Here is a 19,262-nt window from a genome sequence, read left to right on the forward strand (position 1 = left end):
TCAGTTGCCGACGACGCGGCGTACGTCCTGGAACGCGGTGTAGTTGGCGATCAGCTCGATCCGTCCGGGCGGAGCCAGCTGGGTGCACTCCTCCAGGCTCTCGCAGACCCGGAAGTCCAGGTTCGCGACCTCCAGACGCACCGCCAGGTCCAGCTTGCGGTCGCCGATCACGAAGATCGGGTGACCGGCGAGCCGGGTGTAGTCGACGTCCCACAGCCAGGAGGTGTCCGTGCCGTCGGCGCCGCGGGCGTTGACGGACAGGACCACCGGCGTGGGCGGCGGGTCGATGAGGGAAAACGTTTCGAGCCAGCCCGCCGGGTTCTTGGCGAGGAGGAGCCGCAGCTCACGGCCCGCGAAGCTGACCACGTCGTAGCGGCCGGCCACCGCCTGCACCTGGTACATGCGCTCCAGGGCGACCTGCGGCGGCACCCCGAACACCGCGGCGACCGCGGCGGAGGTCGCGGCGTTCGCCTTGTTGGCGCGGCCGGGCAGCTGCAGGTGGATCGGCCAGGCCGAGCCGTGCGGGTCGAGGACGTAGTCGCCGTTGAGCACCCAACTGGGCGCCGGGCGGCGGAAGCCGCACTCGCCGCAGAACCAGTCGTCGCCCGGACGCTGCATCACACCGCCGCAGGAGGGGCACGACCAGGCGTCGTCCTTCCACTCCTGACCGGCCGCCACCCACACCACGTTGGGGGAGGAGGACGCCGCCCACACCACCAGCGGGTCGTCGGCGTTGGCGATCACCACAGCCTTCGAGCCCGACAGGCCCTCGCGCCACTTCTCGGCGAGCATCCGGGTCTCGGCGGCGCGGTCGAGCTGGTCGCGCGACAGGTTGAGCAGCGCGATCGCCTTCGGCGTCACATCGCGCGCCACGCCCGCCAGATACTTCTCGTCGACCTCGATCACGCCGTACTTCGCGTCCGAACCGCCCGCGAGCGCCGACGTGATGCCGGCCGGCATGTTGGCGCCGAGCGCGTTCGACACCACCGGGCCGCTGGCCCCCAGTGCCTCGGCGATCAGCCGGGTCGTAGTCGTCTTGCCGTTCGTCGCCGACACCAGGACGACGTCCAGATGAGTGGCGAGCCGCCCGAGCAGATCGGGGTCGAGCTTGAGCGCGACGCGCCCGCCGATCACCGATCCACTGCCCCGGCCCGCCGCGCGCGACACCGCCGCGGCGGCCTTGCCCGCGGTCACCGCCAGCTTGGCTCGCGGTGACAGGGGCCCGGCACCTCCAACGTGTCCTGACATCGTCCTTGATCCTCCTTGCGCCTGGGTCAGCTGTCAGCCTATCGAGATCCGGTCAGCGCCCCGAACCGCGCCACCATCCGAAATGGTCTCCGCTCCGTGGAACGTACTCTTGCGCCCATGCGCCACCGTCCCATTCCCGGCAGTTCCGGCTCCGTACGAGAGATGAGTCTCCTCGGTGACCGGTTGCTCCACGCGCCCTGCGAGCCCGTCACGGAGTTCGGCCCCGCGCTGAACCGCCTCGTCGAGGACATGTTCGCGACGATGTACGCGGCCGACGGGGTCGGCCTGGCGGCCAACCAGATCGGCGTGGGGCAGCGGGTGTTCGTGTACGACTGCCCCGACGACGAGGACGTGCGGCACCTCGGGTACGTCGTCAATGCCCGGCTCGTCGAGGCGGACGGGATCGAGGTGCGGGGGCCCGAGGGCTGCCTCTCCCTGCCGGGGCTCGAGGCGCCGACCTCGCGCTTCGACCGGGCGGTCGTGGAGGGGGTGGACCTCTCGGGGGCGCCGGTGCGGATCGAGGGGACCGGGTTCTTCGCGCGGTGCCTGCAGCACGAGTGCGATCACCTGGACGGGGTGGTGTACGCCGACCGTGTCGTGGGCCGGCACCGCTCCCGCCTCCAACGAGCCCTCCGCAAAGCCCCCTGGGCACCCACCCCAGACCCCGACCACGCTTGAAGGGCCCTCGTCCTCGAACGCCGGACGGGCTGGGGTTGCCGATGCTGGGCATGCCGCCAGGTTCAGCCCACCTGGGGGCGCGGGGAACTGCGCGGGACGCGGGCACGGTCCGCAGCCGAAGGCGGGGTTGCTGGGGCTCTGCCCCAGACCCCGTGTCGCGCCTTGAGGGCGCTCGTCCTCAAACGCCGGACAGGCTGAGGTGGCCCGCGCTGGCCGCGCTGCCAAGTTCGACGCACCTGGGGGCGCGGGGAACTGCGCGAGAAGCGAGCACGGTCCGCGCCCGAAAGCCGGCTGAGGCGGCCCGCACGGGCCGGGGTCGAGTAGCCGGACGGGCTGAGGGGGCACCCCGCCGAGGGCGCCCGGAGTGGGGACCCGCGGCTGGGTGCCCCGCCGAGGGGGCCCGGGGTGCGGCCCCCGACGGCGCAGTCAGGTCGCCCGGGGTGTGCAGCCCCCCGGGGTCAGAAGGCCGGGCCGCCCGCGCGGTCGCCCGCCGCGGCGAGGCGGCCCCACAGCAGGTCCGCGAGCGCCCGCACCAACTCCGCCCGGGAGCAAGGCCGTTCGCCCAGCCACCAGTCGCCCGCCGCATGCATCATGCCGACGATCCCGTGCCCCCACACCCGCGCGAGCACCTCGCTGCCGGGCCCCAGATCGATCCGCTCGGCTATGACCACGCCCAGGTCCTCGCCCATGCGACGGAGCAGCGGCGCCGAGTGGCGCCCCACGTCGAAGCCCTGCTCGGGCTCGGGCGTCGGCGCGTCCTCCGCGGGGTGCATCAGGAACCGGTAGACCTGGGGCCGCGCCTCGATCGCCGTGAGATAGGTGTCGAGCGTCGCCTCGACCCGCTCGCGGCGCCCCGCCGGCGCGTCGAGCGCGGAGCGCAGCGCGGCGAGCAGCGCGTCGGTGTGGCGCTTGGCCAGCGCGCGGTAGAGCCCGCCCTTGTCGCCGAAGTGCCGGTACAGGATGGGCTTCGTGATGCCCGCCTCCGCCGCGATCGCGTTCATCGAGGCCTTCGGGCCGTCCCGCAGCACCACCCGGTCCGCCGCCTCCAGCAGCTCGCGCCGCCGGCGTTCGGCCGCCGTGCGCTGCTGCGCGGCCTGCTGTGTGGTCTCCATGGGTTCGCTCCCCGCCCGTACCGCTTGCTGTGTCGGCCCCCTCTCGGGAGCCTTGCCGCAACGTAACACTCCGCCCGTACGGGACGCTGCGGGACCGGAGGCCGGTTGACATCGCATACCCGTCGGTAACAGACTGCGGTTACCGCAAGTAACGCTTGGAGTGGTGGAGGGGACATGGCCGAGTTCACGATGGATCTCAACGACGACCAGAAGCAGGTCCGGGACTGGCTGCACGGTTTCGCCAAGGACGTGATCCGTCCCGCCGCCGCCGAGTGGGACGAGCGCGAGGAGACGCCCTGGCCGGTCATCCAGGAGGCCGCCAAGGTCGGAATCTACTCCCTCGACTTCTACGCGCAGCAGTTCTTCGACCCGACCGGTCTCGGCATTCCGGTCGCCATGGAGGAGCTGTTCTGGGGCGATGCGGGCATAGCGCTCTCCATCGTCGGCACCGGCCTCGCCGCCGTAGGCGTCCTCGCCAACGGCACCGAGGAGCAGATCGGCACCTGGATACCCCAGATGTACGGCGATGTGACCGACGTCAAGGTCGCCGCCTTCTGCTCCTCCGAACCGGACGCCGGTTCCGACGTCGCCTCGATGCGCACCCGCGCCGTCTACGACGAGGCCAAGGACGAATGGGTCCTGAACGGCACCAAGACCTGGGCGACCAACGGCGGCATCGCCAACGTCCACGTCGTCGTCGCCGTGGTCGACCCCGAGCTCGGCTCCAAGGGCCATGCCTCCTTCATCGTGCCCCCGAGCACCCCGGGTCTCAGCCAGGGCCAGAAGTTCAAGAAGCACGGCATCCGCGCCTCGCACACCGCCGAGGTCGTCCTCGAAGACGTACGGATCCCGGGCAACTGCCTGCTCGGCGGCAAGGAGAAGCTCGACGAGCGGCTCGCCCGCTCCCGCGAGAAGGCGAAGGCGGGCGGTGGTGAGCGGGTGAAGAACGCCGCGATGGCCACCTTCGAGGCGTCCCGCCCGGCCGTCGGCGCGATGGCGGTCGGCACCGCGCGGGCCGCGTACGACTACGCCCTCGAATACGCCAAGACCCGCGAGCAGTTCGGCCGCCCGATCATCGACAACCAGGGCATCGCCTTCCAGCTCGCCGACATGCGCACCCAGATCGACGCCGCCCGCCTCCTGGTGTGGCGCGCCTCCTGGATGGCGACCACGGGCAAGAAGTTCGAGTCGGCCGAGGGCTCGATGTCCAAGCTGTACGCGAGCGAGACCGCCAAGAAGGTCACCGCCCAGGCGATCCAGATCCTCGGCGGCAACGGCTACACCCGCGAATATCCGGTCGAGCGGATGCACAGGGATGCAGCCATTTATACGATCTTCGAGGGCACCAGCGAGATCCAGCGGCTCGTCATCGCCCGCACCCTGTCGGGCATGCCGATCCGCTAGCGACCGGTACCGGAACGCGAAGGTGCCCCGCCCCCGGACCGGAGGGGGCGGGGCACCTTCGCGTCGTCCGCCGGGTCAGGCGGGCAGGTTGGCCTCGATGAGCGCGACGACCTCGGGGGCGTCCGGCTCCGTGCGCGGGCGGATGCGGGCGGCGACCTCGCCCTGCGGGGAGAGCAGGAACTTCTCGAAGTTCCACTGGATGTCGCCGGCCTCGCCGCCGGCATCCGCCGTCCTGGTCAGCTCCGCGTACAGCGGGTGCCGGTTCTCGCCGTTCACCTCGGTCTTCTCCAGGAGCGGGAACGTCACGCCGTACGTCGCCGAGCAGAACGTGCCGATCTCCTCGGCGGTGCCGGGCTCCTGGCCGCCGAACTGGTTGCACGGCACGCCGAGCACGGTCAGACCGCGCTCGCCGTACTGCTCCTGAAGCCGTTCGAGGCCGGCGTACTGCGGGGTCAGACCGCACTTGGACGCCACGTTCACCACGAGCACGGCCCGGCCCTTGAAGTCGGCGAGCGAGGTCGGCTCGCCGGACAGGGTGCGCAGCGGGATGTCGTACAGGCTCATCGGTAACTCCTTCTGGAAAAAGGTGAGTTGATCAGTCGGCGGCGGGCGTGAGGGGACGGAAGAGGCCCTCCTGGACCACCGACACCAGCAGTTCGCCCGCACGGTTGTAGATCCGGCCGCGGGCCAGGCCCCGGCCGCCCGTCGAGACCGGCGACTCCTGGTCGTACAGGAACCACTCGTCGGCGCGGAACGGGCGGTGGAACCACATCGCGTGGTCGAGCGAGGCCATGTCGAAGCCGCGCGGCCCCCACAACGGCTCGACGGGGATGCGCACCGCGTCCAGGAGCGTCATGTCGCTCGCGTACGTCAGCGCGCAGGTGTGCACCAGCGGGTCGTCGCCGAGCGGGCCGACCGCCCGCATCCACACCGCGCTGCGCGGATCGGCGCCCTTGATCTCCTCGGGCGTCCAGCGCAGCCGCTCCGTGTACCGGATGTCGAACGGCTGGCGGCGCGCCATCCGCTCCAGCGCCTCGGGCAGCGCACCCAGGTGCTCGCGGATCTCCTCGGTCACCGTGGGCAGCGACTCCGGCTCAGGGAACTCCAGCCGCGGTGGCAGCTGGTGCTCGATACTGCCCGGCTCCGGACGGTGGAAGGACGCCGTGAGGTTGAAGATCGTGCGGCCCTGCTGGACGGCGGTCACCCGCCGGGTGGTGAAGGAGCGCCCGTCGCGGACCCGCTCCACCTGGTAGACGATCGGCACACCGGGGCGGCCCGGCCGCAGGAAGTAGGCGTGCAGCGAGTGCACCGGGCGCTCGCCGTCCGTGGTCCGCCCGGCCGCCACCAGCGCCTGGCCCGCGACCTGGCCGCCGAAGACCCGCTGGAGGGACTCCTCGGGGCTCCGGCCGCGGAAGATGTTGACCTCGATCCGCTCCAGGTCGAGCAGGTCGACGAGTCTCTCCGCCGGGTTGGTCATGTCGTCGCGGTCCTCTCCGGAACGGGGGATGGGGGTCAGAGTTCGCCGACGTCGGTGATGCGCAGCACCGCGCGGCCCTCCTCGTCGGAGGCCGCGAGATCGACCTCCGCGCTGATGCCCCAGCCATGGTCGCCGTTCGGGTCGGCGAACGCCTGGCGGACGCGCCACAGGCCGTGCGCCGCGTCCTCCTCGATGGAGAGGAGCTTGGGGCCGCGCGCGTCGGGTCCGGTACCGAGATCGTCGTACTCGTCCCAGTACTTGTCCATCGCCTCGCCCCACGCGTCCGCGTCCCAGCCGGCCTCCGCGTCGAGTTCGCCGAGCGCGGTGAGGTTGTCGAGGGCCGCCAGCTCCACCCGGCGGAACATCGCGTTGCGTACGAGGACCCGGAAGGCGCGGGCGTTGGCCGTGACCGGCTTGACCTCGTCGGCCTTCTCCTGCGCCTCCTCGGCGGTCTGCACCTCGGGGTTGGCGAGCTGCTCCCACTCGTCCAGGAGCGAGGAGTCCACCTGGCGCACCATCTCGCCGAGCCAGGCGATGAGGTCTTCGAGGTCCTCGGTCTTCAGATCGTCAGGAATGGTGTGGTCGAGCGCCTTGTACGCGCTCGCCAGGTAGCGCAGGACGATGCCCTCGGTGCGCGCCAGCTCGTACCAGGAGGTGAACTCCGTGAAGGTGAGCGCCCGTTCGTACATGTCACGGATGACGGACTTCGGCGACACCGGGTGGTCGCCGACCCACGGGTGCGACTTCTTGTAGACGTTGTACGCGTGCCACAGGAGCTCCTCCAGCGGCTTCGGGTACGAGATGTCCTGGAGCCGCTCCATGCGCTCCTCGTACTCGACGCCGTCCGCCTTCATCTGCCCGACGGCCTCGCCGCGCGCCTTGTTCTGCATCGCGGCGAGGATCTGGCGCGGGTCGTCGAGCGTCGACTCGACGACCGAGACCATGTCGAGCGCGTACGACGGCGACTCGGGGTCGAGCAGGTCGAAGGCGGCGAGCGCGAACGTGGACAGGGGCTGGTTCAGCGCGAAGTCCTGCTGGAGGTCGACGGTGAGCCGGATCGTGCGGCCCTCCGCGTCCGGGGTCTCCAGCTGCTCCACCACACCGCCGTCGAGCAGCGAGCGGTAGATCGCGATGGCCCGCCGGATGTGCCGCAGCTGCGCCTTGCGCGGCTCGTGGTTGTCCTCCAGGAGGTGCCGCATCGCCTCGAAGGCGTTGCCGGGCCGCGCGATCACCGAGAGCAGCATGATGTTGGTGACCCGGAAGCGCGAGGACAGCGGCTCGGGCTCGGAGCCGATCAGCCTCTCGAAGGTGGTGTCCGACCACGCGACGAAGCCCTCGGGGGCCTTCTTGCGGACCACCTTGCGGCGCTTCTTGGGATCGTCGCCCGCCTTGGCGAGCGCCTTCTCGTTCTCGATGACGTGCTCGGGGGCCTGCGCGACGACATAGCCCGCGGTGTCGAAGCCGGCCCGGCCGGCGCGCCCCGCGATCTGGTGGAACTCCCGCGCCCGCAGGGTGCGTACACGGGTGCCGTCGTACTTGGTGAGCGCGGTGAACAGCACCGTACGAATGGGGACGTTGACGCCGACGCCCAGCGTGTCCGTACCGCAGATGACCTTCAGCAGGCCCGCCTGCGCCAGCTTCTCGACCAGCCGGCGGTACTTGGGCAGCATCCCCGCGTGGTGCACGCCGATGCCGTGCCGCACGTAACGGGACAGGTTCTGGCCGAACTTGGTGGTGAAGCGGAAGTTGCCGATCAGATCGGCGATCTTGTCCTTCTCCTCGCGCGTACACATGTTGATCGACATCAGCGACTGCGCGCGCTCGACCGCCTGGGCCTGCGTGAAGTGAACGATGTAGACCGGCGCCTGCTTGGTTTCGAGGAGCTCGGTCAGCGTCTCGGTGATGGGCGTCGTGACGTACTCGTACGAGAGCGGCACGGGCCGGGTCGCCGAGCGGACCACGGCCGTCTCGCGGCCGGTGCGGCGCGTGAGGTCCTTCTCGAACATCGAGACGTCGCCGAGCGTGGCCGACATCAGGACGAACTGGGCCTGCGGCAGCTCCAGGATCGGGATCTGCCAGGCCCAGCCGCGGTCGCCCTCGGCGTAGAAGTGGAACTCGTCCATCACGACCTGGCCGATGTCGGCGTGCTTGCCGTCGCGCAGCGCGATCGAGGCGAGCACCTCGGCGGTGCAGCAGATGACGGGCGCGTCCGCGTTGACGGAGGCGTCACCGGTCAGCATGCCGACGTTCTCGGTGCCGAAGAGCTTGCACAGGTCGAAGAACTTCTCCGAGACCAGCGCCTTGATCGGCGCGGTGTAGAAGGTGACCTCGTCGCGGGCGAGCGCCGCGAAGTGCGCACCCGCCGCCACCAGGCTCTTTCCCGAGCCCGTCGGGGTGGAGAGGATCACGTTGGCCCCGGACACGGCCTCGATCAGCGCCTCCTCCTGGGCCGGGTACAGGTTGATGCCCTGTTCCTCGGCCCAGGTGGAGAAGGCCTCGAAAAGGGCATCGGGGTCGGCACTCGGCGGCAGCTGATCGATAAGGGTCACGCCCCCATCTTGCCTGGCCCGGCCCCTAAGCGGGAACCGGCCGCCGAAGCGAAGATCATCGCAGGTAGGCTGCCCGGACGGCCCGTCCGCGGACGGGCCGTCAACTGTGCGTACGAGCAAGAGGAATGGGGCGGGGCACGGCCATGATGGGACCAGCGCACTCACTGTCGGGGGCCGCGGCCTGGCTCGGGGTGGGCGCCGCTGCTGCCGCCGCGGACCACCCCATGCCGTGGCCGGTGCTCGCCGTCGGCGCCCTGATCACGGCGGGCGCGGCGCTCGCGCCCGACCTCGACCACAAGTCGGCGACGATCTCGCGCGCGTTCGGGCCGGTGTCCAAGGCGTTGTGCGGCATCGTCGACGACCTCTCGCACGCCGTGTACAAGGCGACCCGCGGCCCCGGTGACCCGCGCCGCAACGGCGGTCACCGTACGTTGACGCACACCTGGCTGTGGGCCGTCCTGATCGGGGCGGGCGCCTCGGCGGCGGCGGTGTTCGGCGGGCGCTGGGCGGTCCTCGGCATCCTCTTCGTCCACCTGGTCCTCGCGGTGGAAGGCCTGCTGTGGCGGGCCGCGCGGGTCTCCAGCGACGTCCTGGTGTGGCTGCTCGGCGCGACCAGCGCGTGGATCCTGGCGGGGGTCCTCGACAAGCCGGGCAACGGCTCGGACTGGCTCTTCTCCGGCCCCGGCCAGGAGTACCTGTGGCTGGGCCTGCCGATCGTTCTCGGCGCGCTGGTCCACGACATCGGCGACGCCCTGACGGTCTCGGGCTGCCCGATCCTGTGGCCCATCCCGCTGGGCCGCAAGCGGTGGGCTCCGCTGGGGCCGCCGAAGGGCATGCGGTTCCGTGCGGGGAGCTGGGTGGAGCTGAAGGTGCTCATGCCGGTGTTCATGATCCTGGGCGGAGTCGGCGCGGCGGGAGCCCTGAACTTCATCTAGCCCCGCCCCCCCCGCCAGGAAGGCTGAGGCCCCGCACGGTCCGCGGTGGGCCGAGTGGTGGAGGGCCCGGGGCGCGGCAGAGGCGTCGCGGAGTGCCCTCCCTCGCGCCGCGAGCTAGCCGTGCCAGGAGTGCCACAGCGCCGCGTACGCCCCGCCCGCCCCCACCAGCTCCTCATGGCTCCCGAGCTCGGTGATGCGCCCGCGCTCCACCACCGCGATGACGTCCGCGTCGTGCGCGGTGTGCAGACGGTGCGCGATCGCCACCACCGTCCGGCCCTCCAGGACGCGGGCCAGGGAGCGTTCCAGATGGCGGGCGGCCCGGGGGTCGAGCAGCGACGTCGCCTCGTCCAGGACCAGCGTGTGCGGGTCCGCGAGGACCAGCCGGGCCAGGGCGATCTGCTGGGCCTGCGCCGGGGTGAGGGAGAGCCCGCCCGAGCCGACCTCCGTGCCGAGCCCGTCGTCGAGCCCCCGCGCCCACCCGTCCGCGTCGACCGCCCCGAGCGCCGCCCACAGCTCGGCGTCGTCCGCGCCCGTGCGCGCGAGCAGCAGGTTGTCGCGCAGCGAGCCCACGAACACGTGGTGCTCCTGGTTGACCAGCGCCACATGCCGCCGCACCCGCTCCGCCGGCATCCGCGACAGCTCCGCCGCGCCGAGCGTGACGCGGCCCGCGCGGGGCGCGTAGATCCCGGCGAGGAGCCGGCCCAGCGTCGACTTGCCCGCCCCGGACGGTCCGACGAGCGCGACCCGCGTGCCGGGGGCCACCGAGAGGGACACCTCGTGCAGCACGTCCACCCCCTCGCGGTAGCCGAAGCGCACGTCGTCCGCCTCGACGTGCCGCCCGTCCGGACGGACTTCCGCGTCGCCCGCCGCCGGCTCGATGTCCCGTACGCCGACGAGCCGTCCGAGCGACACCTGGGCGACCTGGAGCTCGTCGTACCAGCGCAGGATGAGCCCGACCGGCTCGACCAGCATCTGGGCGAGCAGCGCGCCGGTGGTGAGCTGCCCGACCGTGATCCAGTCCTTGAGGACGAAGACCCCGCCGATCGTCAGGACCGACACCATGATCGTCATGTGGGTGACGCTGACCACGGGGAACAGCACCGAGCGCAGGAAGAGGGTGTACCGCTCCCAGGCCGTCCACTCCGCGACCCGCCGGTCCGAGAGCGCGATCCGGCGCGCGCCCAGGCGGTGCGCCTCGACGGTGCGTCCCGCGTCGACGGTCTCGGTGAGGGCGGCGGCGACCGCCGCGTACCCGGCGGCCTCCGAGCGGTAGGCGGCCGGCGCCCGCCGGAAGTACCAGCGGCACCCCACCACCAGCACCGGCAGCGCGATCAGGACCGAGAGGGCGAGCGGCGGGGCGGTGACACCGAGGGCGCCGAGCAGCAGCGCCGCCCACACCACCCCGATGGCCAGTTGCGGCACGGCCTCGCGCATGGCATTGGCGAGGCGGTCGATGTCCGTGGTGATGCGGGACAGCAGATCGCCCGTGCCCGCACGCTCCAGGACGCCCGGCGGCAGCCCGACCGACCGCACGAGGAAGTCCTCGCGCAGGTCGGCCAGCATCTCCTCGCCGAGCATTCCGCCGCGCAGGCGCACCATGCGGACGAACACCGTCTGGACGATCAGCGCCACCGCGAACAGGGCCGCCACGCGCCCGAGTCGGAGGTCGCGGACCCCGGTCGACAGATCCTCGACGACACCGCCGAGGAGGTAGGGGCCGACCATCGACGCGATCACGGCGACCGCGTTGGTCCCGATCAGGATCGCGAACGCCGTGCGGTGGCGCCGCAGGAGTTCCCGTACGTACGCGCGGACCGTGGCCGGGGTGCCCACCGGCAGGGTGGTGGCCGACTGCGGGGCCGCGGGGTCGTACTCCGGTGCTGCGACGCCGATCATGCCGACTCCTCCACTTTCTCCATCGCCCGAGCCACTGCCTTCGTCTCCCTCGTGTCCTTCGTCTCCTTCGAGCCGGTCGCGCCGGCCGGGCCGACCGCACCCGTCGCGTCGGTCTCATCGGCTTCGCCGTCCGCGCCGCTCTCGTCGGCCGCCTCCTCTGCGGTCTCGCGGGTGACGACCGCCCGGTAGCGGGCATCCGTGCGCACCAGCTCGCGGTGCACGCCCACCGACGCGACCTCGCCGTCGTGCACGAAGACGACCCGCTCGGCCGCGTCGAGCAGCAGGGGCGAGGAGGTGAACACGACCGTCGTGCGCCCGGCGCGCAGCCCCTTGATGCCGTGCGCGACGCGCGCCTCGGTGTGCGAGTCCACCGCGGAGGTCGGCTCGTCGAGCACGAGCACCTCGGGGTCGGCCACCAACGACCGTGCCAGGCCGAGGCGTTGGCGCTGGCCGCCGGAGAGCGAGCGGCCCCGCTCGGTGATCCGGGTGGCCATCGGGTCGCCGCCGTCGTCCACCGACGCCTGCGCGAGCGCGTCGAGCACGTCGTCGCAGTGCGCGGCCTTCAGCGCGGCCGCCGCCCCGACCTGCCCCGACGACGGCACGTCGAGCAGGTCGTGCAGCGTGCCCGAGAGCAGCACCGGGTCCTTGTCCTGGACGAGGACGGCCGTGCGGGCGACATCGAGGGGCAGCCCGTCGAGGGCGACCCCGCCGAGCAGCACCGACGGCTGCCCGTCCGACTCCGGGGCGTGGCCGCCGAGCCGGTCCGCGAGCCGCCCCGCCGCGTCGGGGTCGCCGCACACCACGGCCGTCAGGCGGCCCTCGGGTGCGAGCAGCCCGCTCGCCGGGTCGTACAGGTCGCCCGAGAGCGGCTCCGCCACCGACCCCGAGGGCGCCGCCGTCTCCGCGCCGGCCGGGCCGGTGACCCGCTGGAGCGCGAGCACCCGCGCCGCCCGCTTCGCGGAGGGCCGCGAGAACGAGTACGCCATGGCGATCTCCTCGAAGTGCTGGAGCGGGTACAGCAGCAGCGTCACCGCGCTGTAGACGGTGACCAGTTCACCCACCGCGATCCGCCCGTCGAGGGCGAGCCGCGCGCCGTACAGCACGACCGTGATGAGCAGCAGACCCGGAAGCAGCACCTGGACGGCGGAGATCAGCGACCACATGCGGGCGCTGCGCACCGCGGCCCTGCGGACCTCCTGGGAGGCCTCCCGGTAGCGGCCGAGGAACAGCTCCTCGCCGCCGATGCCGCGGAGCACCCGCAGACCCGCGACGGTGTCGGACGCCAACTCCGTTGCCCGGCCCGCCTTTTCGCGCTGGATGTCCGCGCGCTGGGTCGCGCGCGGGAGCAACGGCAGGACGGCCAGGGCGAGGACGGGCACGCCGATCGCTACGACGATGCCGAGCGCGGGCTGGTAGATGACGAGACCGACACAGATGATCACCAGTGCGGCGGCGGCCGCGAGGAACCGCGACAGCGCCTCGACGAACCACCCGATCTTCTCGACGTCGCCCGTCGACACCGCCACCACTTCGCCCGCCGCGACCCGGCGCGTGAGCACCGAGCCGAGGTCGGCCGCCTTGCGGGCGAGCAGTTGCTGCACCCGGGCCGCGGCCGTGATCCAGTTGGTCACGGCGGTCCGGTGGAGCATCGTCTCGCCGACGGCGATGGCCACGCCGAGCAGCACGTTGAGCGCCGCGGCCAGCGCGAGCCGGTCGCCCGAACGGTCGACGGCCGCCTGCACCGCGAGGCCGACGGTCAGCGGAAGGCCGGCGATGCCGCACTGGTGGAGCAGGCCCCAGCCGAGCGCCTTGAGCTGGCCGGCGAGCTGGTTGCGGCCGAGCCAGTAGAGGAAACGCGGGCCCGAGCGGACATCGGGCTCACCCGGATCCAGGTAGGGAAGATCGCGAATCTGCATGACGTCCCGGGCTTCCTTGCGTCGAGTGGCGTGAGACGTGCAAGGCTCGCCCTTTCATGGTGCTGATTTCAATCGATTTTTCCGCGTTGGGGCCCAGAACGCGCCACCTTTCACCGGCCGGGTCTGGCGCCACGGCCGTGCTCGCGCTTCACTCCTGGTCCATGAGACGACGAAGGATCATGTCCATGCTCGGCGGCCTCACCCTGGCCGTCGCGGCGGTGCTCGGCGCGGGACCCGCGGCCGCCGCCGACGCGCCGCCCTCCGAGTTCGGCACGGACTGGCACGACCCGCTGACCGCGGTGCCCCCGGTAACCGTTCCGCACACGAAGTCCTGCCAAGTCGCCCTTGCCGCGACGCAGTTCCGTGACTACACGCCCTACCAGGGGAGTTACGCCCCGCCCAAGGGCTGCGGCGACCGGTGGAGCAAGGTGGTGCTGCGCCTCGACGGCGCGGTCAAGGGGCGCCAGTACGACCGCCTCGGCTATCTCCATGTGGGCGGGGTGGAAGTGCTGCGCACCTCCACCCCCGAGCCCTCCGTGGACGGTATCGCCTGGCACGTCGAGAAGGACGTCACGCGGTACAGCTCCACGTTCCGCTCGCCGCAGCCCGTGGAGATGCTCATCGGCAACACCGTCGACGACACCTACACCGGCGTCATCGACGTCAAGGTGACCCTCACGTTCTACGCCGCCGACGCCAAGACCGCGCCCGCCGCGCCCCCGGACCGGGTGCTCCCGCTGGACACCCCGCAGGTGACCACGGGCCGCAACTCCGAACGCGTCCTCGCCGAGGTGTACGCCACCGGGTCGGGCGGCGGCTGCGAGGAGTTCTGGTACCTCGCGGTCCCCGACCCCGCGACCTACTCCTGCAAGGCGCCCGCGGGACCCAACCGCGAGGTGCAGATCACGGTGGACGGCCAACTCGCGGGAATAGCCGCCCCGTTCCCCACCGTATGGACGGGCGGCTGGTCCAACCCCTTCCTCTGGTACGTCGTGCCCGCGCCCCGCGCCTTCGACGTACAACCGGTCACCTACGACCTGACGCCGTACGCCGCCCTGCTCAACGACGGCCGCCCGCACCGGGTCGAGGTGTCCGTCGCCGGTGTTCCCGCGGGCCAGGGCGGCTGGTCCACGCCGGCCAACCTGCTCATCTGGCAGGACCACGGACGCAAGACCGTTCCCGGCGCCCTCACCCGCCACGACGAGACGGCCCCGGTCAACTCGACCACGTACAAGCCCGGTTCACCCGACCTGCGCCTCGACGCCGCGAACAGCCACCGCCTCACCACGGCCGGCTACCTCGACACCTCGCACGGCCGCGTCACCACCACCGTGACCCGCTCGGTGTCGGGCGACTCGGTGCACCGGTGGACCGAAGGCGAGAACACCGACGCCCTGAAGGGCAGTTGGCACGACGACGAGAGCGTCACGACCCAGGGCCGCGGCCCGGCGGTCACCGCACGCGACGACCGTACGTACACGATGGACGGCACGACGACCATCGCCACCGACGGCCGGCTGCGCACCGTCATCACCCTCGGCGACCGGGCCGACTCCCTCACCCTGCACGGCTCCCGCCCCACCGCCTTCTCCCACCTGGACGACACCTACCGGGGCGACGCCTCCTGGACCATGAACGTCCCCCGCGAACAACGCCACGCGACCGGCACCTCCGCCGAGCGCTACCGCCTGTACGGCTCGACCGGCTGCTACGACCATGCCATCGAGACCGCCCAGGGCGCCGTCACCACGGACGTGCGGCACTGCTGAGCCCCGCGCACGGTCCCGGCCGCCGCCGGCCGGGACCTTCCGTGCGCCCCGGTCACCCCCGCGCTCACACCTCCGCGGGCTTCTCGGAGTCCACGCCGGGCCGGGCGTTCTTCCAGGCGCCGCGGGTGAAGTCGGGGATCTCCTGGGGCAGGCCGCGTTGTTTGATCGACAGGTGGCTCAGGGGGACCGGGGAGGTCCAGGTCGCCGCGTCGTACACGTCGAAGTCGGGGACGAGGCCCAGGCGCATGCACTGCATCAGGCGGAAGACCAGCATGTAGTCCATCCCGCCGTGGGTGCCCGGCGGGTTGGCGTGTTCCTTCCACAGCCAGTGGTCCCACTCGGCGTACCGCGAGAAATCGCCCCACGCGTCGTTGCGGTGGTCCGGCTCGATGTAGATCCGCTCGGGGTAGTCCTCGAAGAGGCCCTTGGTGCCGGCGAGGCTGTTGATCCGGCTGTAGGGGTGGGGGGTCGACACATCGTGCTCCAGGCGGATCACCCGGCCTCTGGCGGTCTGCACGAGGCTGATCGTGCGGTCGCTTCCGATGTACGTCTCCTTCCAACTCGGGTCACCGGCAGGCATGTTGGCGGCCCGGTACTGCGCGAGGCCCAGCGAGGGGGAGCCGACGCTGACGATGCTCACCGCGCGGTCGCCCCGGTTGATGTCCATGTAGTTGGCGACGGGGCCGAAGCCGTGGTTGGGGTAGAGGTCGCCGCGGAGCCGGGTGTGCCAGAGCCGGCGCCAGGGGCCCTCGTAGTAGCGGGGATCGAACATCATCGCGCGCAGATCGTGGTTGTACGCGCCCGCCCCGTGCAGCAGGTCGCCGAACTTCCCGGCGTGCGCCATGCGCAGCACCCGCATCTCGTTCCGCCCGTAGCAGCAGTTCTCCAGCTGCATGCAGTGCCTGCGGGTCCGCTCCGAGAGGTCCACCAGCTCCCACAGCTGGTCCAGTTGGAGCGCCACCGGGCACTCCACCCCGACGTGGACCCCGTTCAGGAGCGCCGACCTGGCGATGTCGAAGTGGGAGTCCCAGGGGGTCGCCACATGGGCGAAGTCGACGTCGCCGCGCTTGAGGAGCTGTTCGTAGTCGTGGTCGCCGTGCACATACACGGCGGGCGCGGGCTGCCCGGCCGCGGTCACCTTGGCGGCGGCCCGCTCGGCCTTCGCCCTCACCGGGTCGCACAGCGCCACCACGGCGACACCCGGTACGGCCAGGTACAGGTCGAGCATCGCGGCACCGCGGTTGCCGAGGCCCACCATCGCGACCCGCACGGTCGAGCGCCGCTCGAAGGGCACGCCGGTCATGGTGGCGCCCTGGCGCGGCCGTTCGGCCTCCTGGGACCGCACCGGGGACCGGTCCGCCGCCACGGCCGGGCCGCCCGGAGCGCCGAGTCCGACGGCGGCGCCCACGGCCCCCGCGGACCACAGGACGGAGCGGCGGCTGACGTCGTGGTGCTCCGGTGCTGTGTCGTTCATCGAGCCTCCTGCTGATCGACCGGATGTCCCCGGATGTCCATGGGCCGGCGCCCGCGCGGCCCTCGCCCGGCCTCGGGGGCCAGGGGCGGGGCAGTGCGCGGGGGCGTCGGCTGGACTCTTGATACCGGCCCGCGGAGCTCCGGCCGCGTTGCCCCGCGCAGGCGGACGGGGCGTGTCGGCCACCCGTGCCACCGCGAGGCGCGTGACGGGGCTGGGTGGAGACCGGTCACCGGGGTCGTCAGCAGCGGCGCTCCGGGGGCCTGTTCACCGGGGTCGTCAGCAGCCGCGCTCCGGGGCTCCGTCCACCAGGGTCGTCAGCAGTCCGCCGAGCACCTCGCGCTGGTCGGCGGTCAGCGGGGCGAGGATCTCCTCCGCGGCGCCCCTGCGCGCCCCGCGCAACGCGCCCAGCGTGGCCCGGCCCGCATCCGTGAGCTCGATGCGGATCACCCGGCGGTTGCTCGGATCCGGCACCCGGCGCACATCGCCGCTCTCCTCCAACGCGTCGACCAGGGTGGTCACCGCGCGGGGCACCACTTCGAGACGGGCGGCGAGGTCGGCCATGCGCGGCGGCTCGCTCCAGTGCGCCACCGTGCGCAGCAGCCGGGACTGCGCGGGCGTGATGCCGACCGGCTCCAGGTGGTGCCGCTGGATCCGGTGCAGTCGGCGGGTGAGCCTCAGCAACTGCTCGGCCAGCAGACCGTCGGCGTCGGGGGCCCGTGAAATGTGTGGCTGCATACGGGAACAATAACAGGACCTGGTTCATTGTGAGTATAGGTAACAATGAGCTATGCTCTCGAAATCGTCGCCGCTCCGCCCACCGGGCGGGGCGCCCTCACCCCTTGTCGAAGGAGCCCATGCGCCCCGAACAAGCCACCTGGACACCCCCGCCCCGCGGCACCGAGCCCCAGGAGCCGGCCCAGATCCGCCGCATCCTCGCCCTGTTCCGCCCCTACCGCGGCAGGCTCGCCGTCGTCGGACTGCTCGTCGCCGCGTCCTCGCTGGTCTCGGTCGCCTCGCCGTTCCTGCTGCGCGAGATCCTCGACGTGGCGATCCCGCACAACCGCACCGGCCTGCTGAGCCTGCTCGCCCTCGGCATGATCGGCACGGCGGTCCTCACCAGCGTCTTCGGCGTGCTCCAGACCCTGATCAGCACCACCGTCGGCCAGCGCGTCATGCACGACCTGCGCACCGGTGTCTACGCCCAGCTCCAGCGGATGCCGCTCGCCTTCTTCACCAGGACCCGCACCGGCGAAGTGCAGTCCCGCATCGCCAATGACATCGGCGGCATGCAGGCGACGGTCACCTCCACCGCCACCTCCCTGGTCTCCAACCTGACGGCCGTCGTCGCCTCCGTCGTCGCGATGCTCGCCCTCGACTGGCGGCTGACCTGTGTCTCGCTCCTGCTGCTCCCGGTGTTCGTGTGGATCAGCCGCAGGGTCGGCCGCGAGCGCAAGAAGATCACCACCCAGCGCCAGAAGCAGATGGCCGCGATGGCCGCCGAGGTCACCGAATCGCTCTCCGTCAGCGGCATCCTGCTGGGCCGCACGATGGGCCGCGCCGACTCGCTGACGAAGAACTTCGCAGCCGAGTCCGAGCGCCTGGTCGACCTCGAAGTGCGCTCCAACATGGCCGGGCGCTGGCGCATGTCCACCATCGGCATCGTCATGGCCGCCATGCCGGCCGTCATCTACTGGGCGGCCGGCCTCGCCCTGCAGACCGGGGGCCCCTCGGTCTCCATCGGCACCCTCGTCGCCTTCGTCTCGCTCCAGCAGGGCCTGTTCCGGCCCGCCGTGAGCCTGCTCGCCACCGGCGTGTCGATACAGACCTCGCTCGCCCTCTTCCAGCGCATCTTCGAATACCTCGACCTGCCCGTGGACATCACCGAGCCGGACGAGCCGGTGCGGCTCGCCACGGCGCGCGGCACCGTCCGCTTCGAGAACGTCGACTTCCGCTACGACGAGAAGCAGGAGCGCCCCACCCTCGCGGGCATCGACCTGACCGTGCCCGCGGGCGGCAGCCTCGCCGTGGTCGGCCCCACCGGTTCCGGCAAGTCCACGCTGAGCTACCTCGTGCCGCGGCTCTACGACGTCACCGGCGGCCGCGTCACCCTGGACGGCGTCGACGTGCGCGACCTGGACTTCGACAGCCTGGCCCGAGCGGTCGGCGTGGTCTCCCAGGAGACGTACCTCTTCCACGCCTCGGTCGCCGAGAACCTCCGCTTCGCCAAGCCCGACGCCACCGACGAGGAGTTGGAGGCGGCGGCCCGCGCCGCCCAGATCCACGACCACATCGTCTCGCTGCCCGACGGCTACGACACCCTCGTCGGTGAGCGCGGCTACCGGTTCTCCGGAGGAGAGAAGCAGCGCCTGGCCATCGCCCGGACGATCCTGCGCGACCCGCCCGTGCTCATCCTCGACGAGGCGACCAGCGCGCTCGACACCCGGACCGAACACGCGGTGCAGCAGGCCATCGACGCGCTCACCGAAGGCCGCACCACCATCACCATCGCCCACCGTCTCTCCACCGTCCGCGACGCCGACCAGATCGTCGTGCTCGACGCGGGCGTCATCGCCGAGCGCGGCACCCACGAGCAACTGATCGACCGTGACGGCAGATACGCGGCACTGGTGCGCCGGGATGCCGAACCCGCACCGGTCCGTGGCTGACGTCCGCAGCCGGCGTCCGGACCTCTGGCGTCCGGAGCCGAGCCCGACGGGCCCGGACACGGCGACGCCGCCGCTCCCGTGGGACGGGGAACGGCGGCGCCGGGCGTGACGAGCGTCAGACGAGCCAGCCGAGGAAGT

General features: G+C 71.9%; 14 protein-coding genes. 5 read left to right on the top strand and 9 right to left on the bottom strand.

All coding sequences use genetic code 11. From position 1 onward, the window contains the following. Nucleotides 1-1,248, bottom strand: coding sequence for a MurT ligase domain-containing protein (locus OOJ98_RS11010; protein WP_267054445.1), 1,248 nt, complete (start codon nucleotides 1,246-1,248; stop codon nucleotides 1-3). A gap of 117 nt (nucleotides 1,249-1,365) precedes the next feature. On the opposite strand from OOJ98_RS11010, the gene def reads away from it, so the two are divergent. Continuing rightward, nucleotides 1,366-1,926: a peptide deformylase gene (gene def, locus OOJ98_RS11015; protein ID WP_267054446.1), complete on the top strand. Its 561-nt coding sequence runs from the start codon at nucleotides 1,366-1,368 to the stop codon at nucleotides 1,924-1,926. A gap of 458 nt (nucleotides 1,927-2,384) precedes the next feature. On the opposite strand, the gene OOJ98_RS11020 is transcribed toward def, so the two are convergent. Further along, complete coding sequence (locus tag OOJ98_RS11020; RefSeq protein WP_267054447.1) at nucleotides 2,385-3,038, bottom strand: TetR family transcriptional regulator; 654 nt, start codon at nucleotides 3,036-3,038, stop codon at nucleotides 2,385-2,387. Nucleotides 3,039-3,212: 174 nt separating this feature from the next. Here OOJ98_RS11020 and OOJ98_RS11025 point away from each other — a divergent pair, with 174 nt between their 5' ends. Further along, complete coding sequence (locus tag OOJ98_RS11025) at nucleotides 3,213-4,442, top strand: acyl-CoA dehydrogenase family protein (protein WP_267054448.1); 1,230 nt, start codon at nucleotides 3,213-3,215, stop codon at nucleotides 4,440-4,442. A 75-nt stretch (nucleotides 4,443-4,517) separates the two neighbouring features. On the opposite strand, the gene OOJ98_RS11030 is transcribed toward OOJ98_RS11025, so the two are convergent. From OOJ98_RS11030 to OOJ98_RS11040, 3 genes are read right to left on the bottom strand one after another with little or no spacing between them, the layout of a single operon-like run. Next, nucleotides 4,518-5,006 carry a glutathione peroxidase gene (locus OOJ98_RS11030; protein WP_267054449.1) on the bottom strand — a complete coding sequence of 163 codons (489 nt, stop codon included), beginning with the start codon at nucleotides 5,004-5,006 and terminating at the stop codon, nucleotides 4,518-4,520. A 31-nt stretch (nucleotides 5,007-5,037) separates the two neighbouring features. Continuing rightward, nucleotides 5,038-5,919 (bottom strand): acyl-CoA thioesterase II, encoded by an 882-nt coding sequence (locus tag OOJ98_RS11035; protein WP_267054450.1) that lies wholly within the window; start codon nucleotides 5,917-5,919, stop codon nucleotides 5,038-5,040. A 35-nt stretch (nucleotides 5,920-5,954) separates the two neighbouring features. Next, nucleotides 5,955-8,468, bottom strand: a complete 2,514-nt coding sequence (locus tag OOJ98_RS11040; protein WP_267054451.1) for an RNA helicase — start codon at nucleotides 8,466-8,468, stop codon at nucleotides 5,955-5,957. Between the two features lie 143 nt (nucleotides 8,469-8,611). On the opposite strand from OOJ98_RS11040, the gene OOJ98_RS11045 reads away from it, so the two are divergent. After that, nucleotides 8,612-9,403, top strand: coding sequence for a metal-dependent hydrolase (locus OOJ98_RS11045; protein WP_267054452.1), 792 nt, complete (start codon nucleotides 8,612-8,614; stop codon nucleotides 9,401-9,403). A gap of 114 nt (nucleotides 9,404-9,517) precedes the next feature. Here OOJ98_RS11045 and OOJ98_RS11050 read toward each other — a convergent pair whose 3' ends face one another. After that, the gene (locus tag OOJ98_RS11050; protein WP_267054453.1) at nucleotides 9,518-11,299 is read right to left on the bottom strand and encodes an ABC transporter ATP-binding protein; all 1,782 of its coding nucleotides are present in this window, start codon (nucleotides 11,297-11,299) and stop codon (nucleotides 9,518-9,520) included. Then, nucleotides 11,296-13,215, bottom strand: a complete 1,920-nt coding sequence (locus OOJ98_RS11055; RefSeq protein ID WP_267054454.1) for an ABC transporter ATP-binding protein — start codon at nucleotides 13,213-13,215, stop codon at nucleotides 11,296-11,298. The genes OOJ98_RS11050 and OOJ98_RS11055 overlap by 4 nt, the downstream gene beginning before the upstream one ends. 161 nt (nucleotides 13,216-13,376) lie before the next feature. Between OOJ98_RS11055 and OOJ98_RS11060 the strand changes: the two genes are divergently transcribed. After that, nucleotides 13,377-14,984 carry a peptide-N4-asparagine amidase gene (locus OOJ98_RS11060; RefSeq protein ID WP_267054455.1) on the top strand — a complete coding sequence of 536 codons (1,608 nt, stop codon included), beginning with the start codon at nucleotides 13,377-13,379 and terminating at the stop codon, nucleotides 14,982-14,984. A gap of 64 nt (nucleotides 14,985-15,048) precedes the next feature. Here the strand turns inward: OOJ98_RS11060 and OOJ98_RS11065 are convergent, their stop codons facing one another. Together OOJ98_RS11065 and OOJ98_RS11070 are read right to left on the bottom strand one after the other, a co-directional pair. After that, complete coding sequence (locus OOJ98_RS11065; protein WP_267054456.1) at nucleotides 15,049-16,458, bottom strand: Gfo/Idh/MocA family oxidoreductase; 1,410 nt, start codon at nucleotides 16,456-16,458, stop codon at nucleotides 15,049-15,051. A gap of 276 nt (nucleotides 16,459-16,734) precedes the next feature. Further along, on the bottom strand, nucleotides 16,735-17,193 hold the full coding sequence (locus OOJ98_RS11070; protein WP_267054457.1) for a MarR family winged helix-turn-helix transcriptional regulator: 459 nt from the start codon (nucleotides 17,191-17,193) through the stop codon (nucleotides 16,735-16,737). Nucleotides 17,194-17,312: 119 nt separating this feature from the next. Between OOJ98_RS11070 and OOJ98_RS11075 the strand changes: the two genes are divergently transcribed. After that, nucleotides 17,313-19,124, top strand: a complete 1,812-nt coding sequence (locus tag OOJ98_RS11075; RefSeq protein WP_267054458.1) for an ABC transporter ATP-binding protein — start codon at nucleotides 17,313-17,315, stop codon at nucleotides 19,122-19,124. Nucleotides 19,125-19,262 lie beyond the last annotated feature (138 nt).

It is taken from the genome of Streptomyces sp. NBC_00083 (assembly GCF_026343295.1).
Lineage (GTDB): Bacteria > Actinomycetota > Actinomycetes > Streptomycetales > Streptomycetaceae > Streptomyces.

Bases quoted from the DNA above. Each gene is read 5' to 3' on its own strand.
- OOJ98_RS11010 (WP_267054445.1), bottom strand. From the start codon at position 1,248: ATGTCAGGACACGTTGGAGGTGCCGGGCCCCTGTCACCGCGAGCCAAG.
- def (WP_267054446.1), top strand. From the start codon at position 1,366: ATGCGCCACCGTCCCATTCCCGGCAGTTCCGGCTCCGTACGAGAGATG.
- OOJ98_RS11020 (WP_267054447.1), bottom strand. From the start codon at position 3,038: ATGGAGACCACACAGCAGGCCGCGCAGCAGCGCACGGCGGCCGAACGC.
- OOJ98_RS11025 (WP_267054448.1), top strand. From the start codon at position 3,213: ATGGCCGAGTTCACGATGGATCTCAACGACGACCAGAAGCAGGTCCGG.
- OOJ98_RS11030 (WP_267054449.1), bottom strand. From the start codon at position 5,006: ATGAGCCTGTACGACATCCCGCTGCGCACCCTGTCCGGCGAGCCGACC.
- OOJ98_RS11035 (WP_267054450.1), bottom strand. From the start codon at position 5,919: ATGACCAACCCGGCGGAGAGACTCGTCGACCTGCTCGACCTGGAGCGG.
- OOJ98_RS11045 (WP_267054452.1), top strand. From the start codon at position 8,612: ATGATGGGACCAGCGCACTCACTGTCGGGGGCCGCGGCCTGGCTCGGG.
- OOJ98_RS11050 (WP_267054453.1), bottom strand. From the start codon at position 11,299: ATGATCGGCGTCGCAGCACCGGAGTACGACCCCGCGGCCCCGCAGTCG.
- OOJ98_RS11055 (WP_267054454.1), bottom strand. From the start codon at position 13,215: ATGCAGATTCGCGATCTTCCCTACCTGGATCCGGGTGAGCCCGATGTC.
- OOJ98_RS11060 (WP_267054455.1), top strand. From the start codon at position 13,377: ATGAGACGACGAAGGATCATGTCCATGCTCGGCGGCCTCACCCTGGCC.
- OOJ98_RS11065 (WP_267054456.1), bottom strand. From the start codon at position 16,458: ATGAACGACACAGCACCGGAGCACCACGACGTCAGCCGCCGCTCCGTC.
- OOJ98_RS11070 (WP_267054457.1), bottom strand. From the start codon at position 17,193: ATGCAGCCACACATTTCACGGGCCCCCGACGCCGACGGTCTGCTGGCC.
- OOJ98_RS11075 (WP_267054458.1), top strand. From the start codon at position 17,313: ATGCGCCCCGAACAAGCCACCTGGACACCCCCGCCCCGCGGCACCGAG.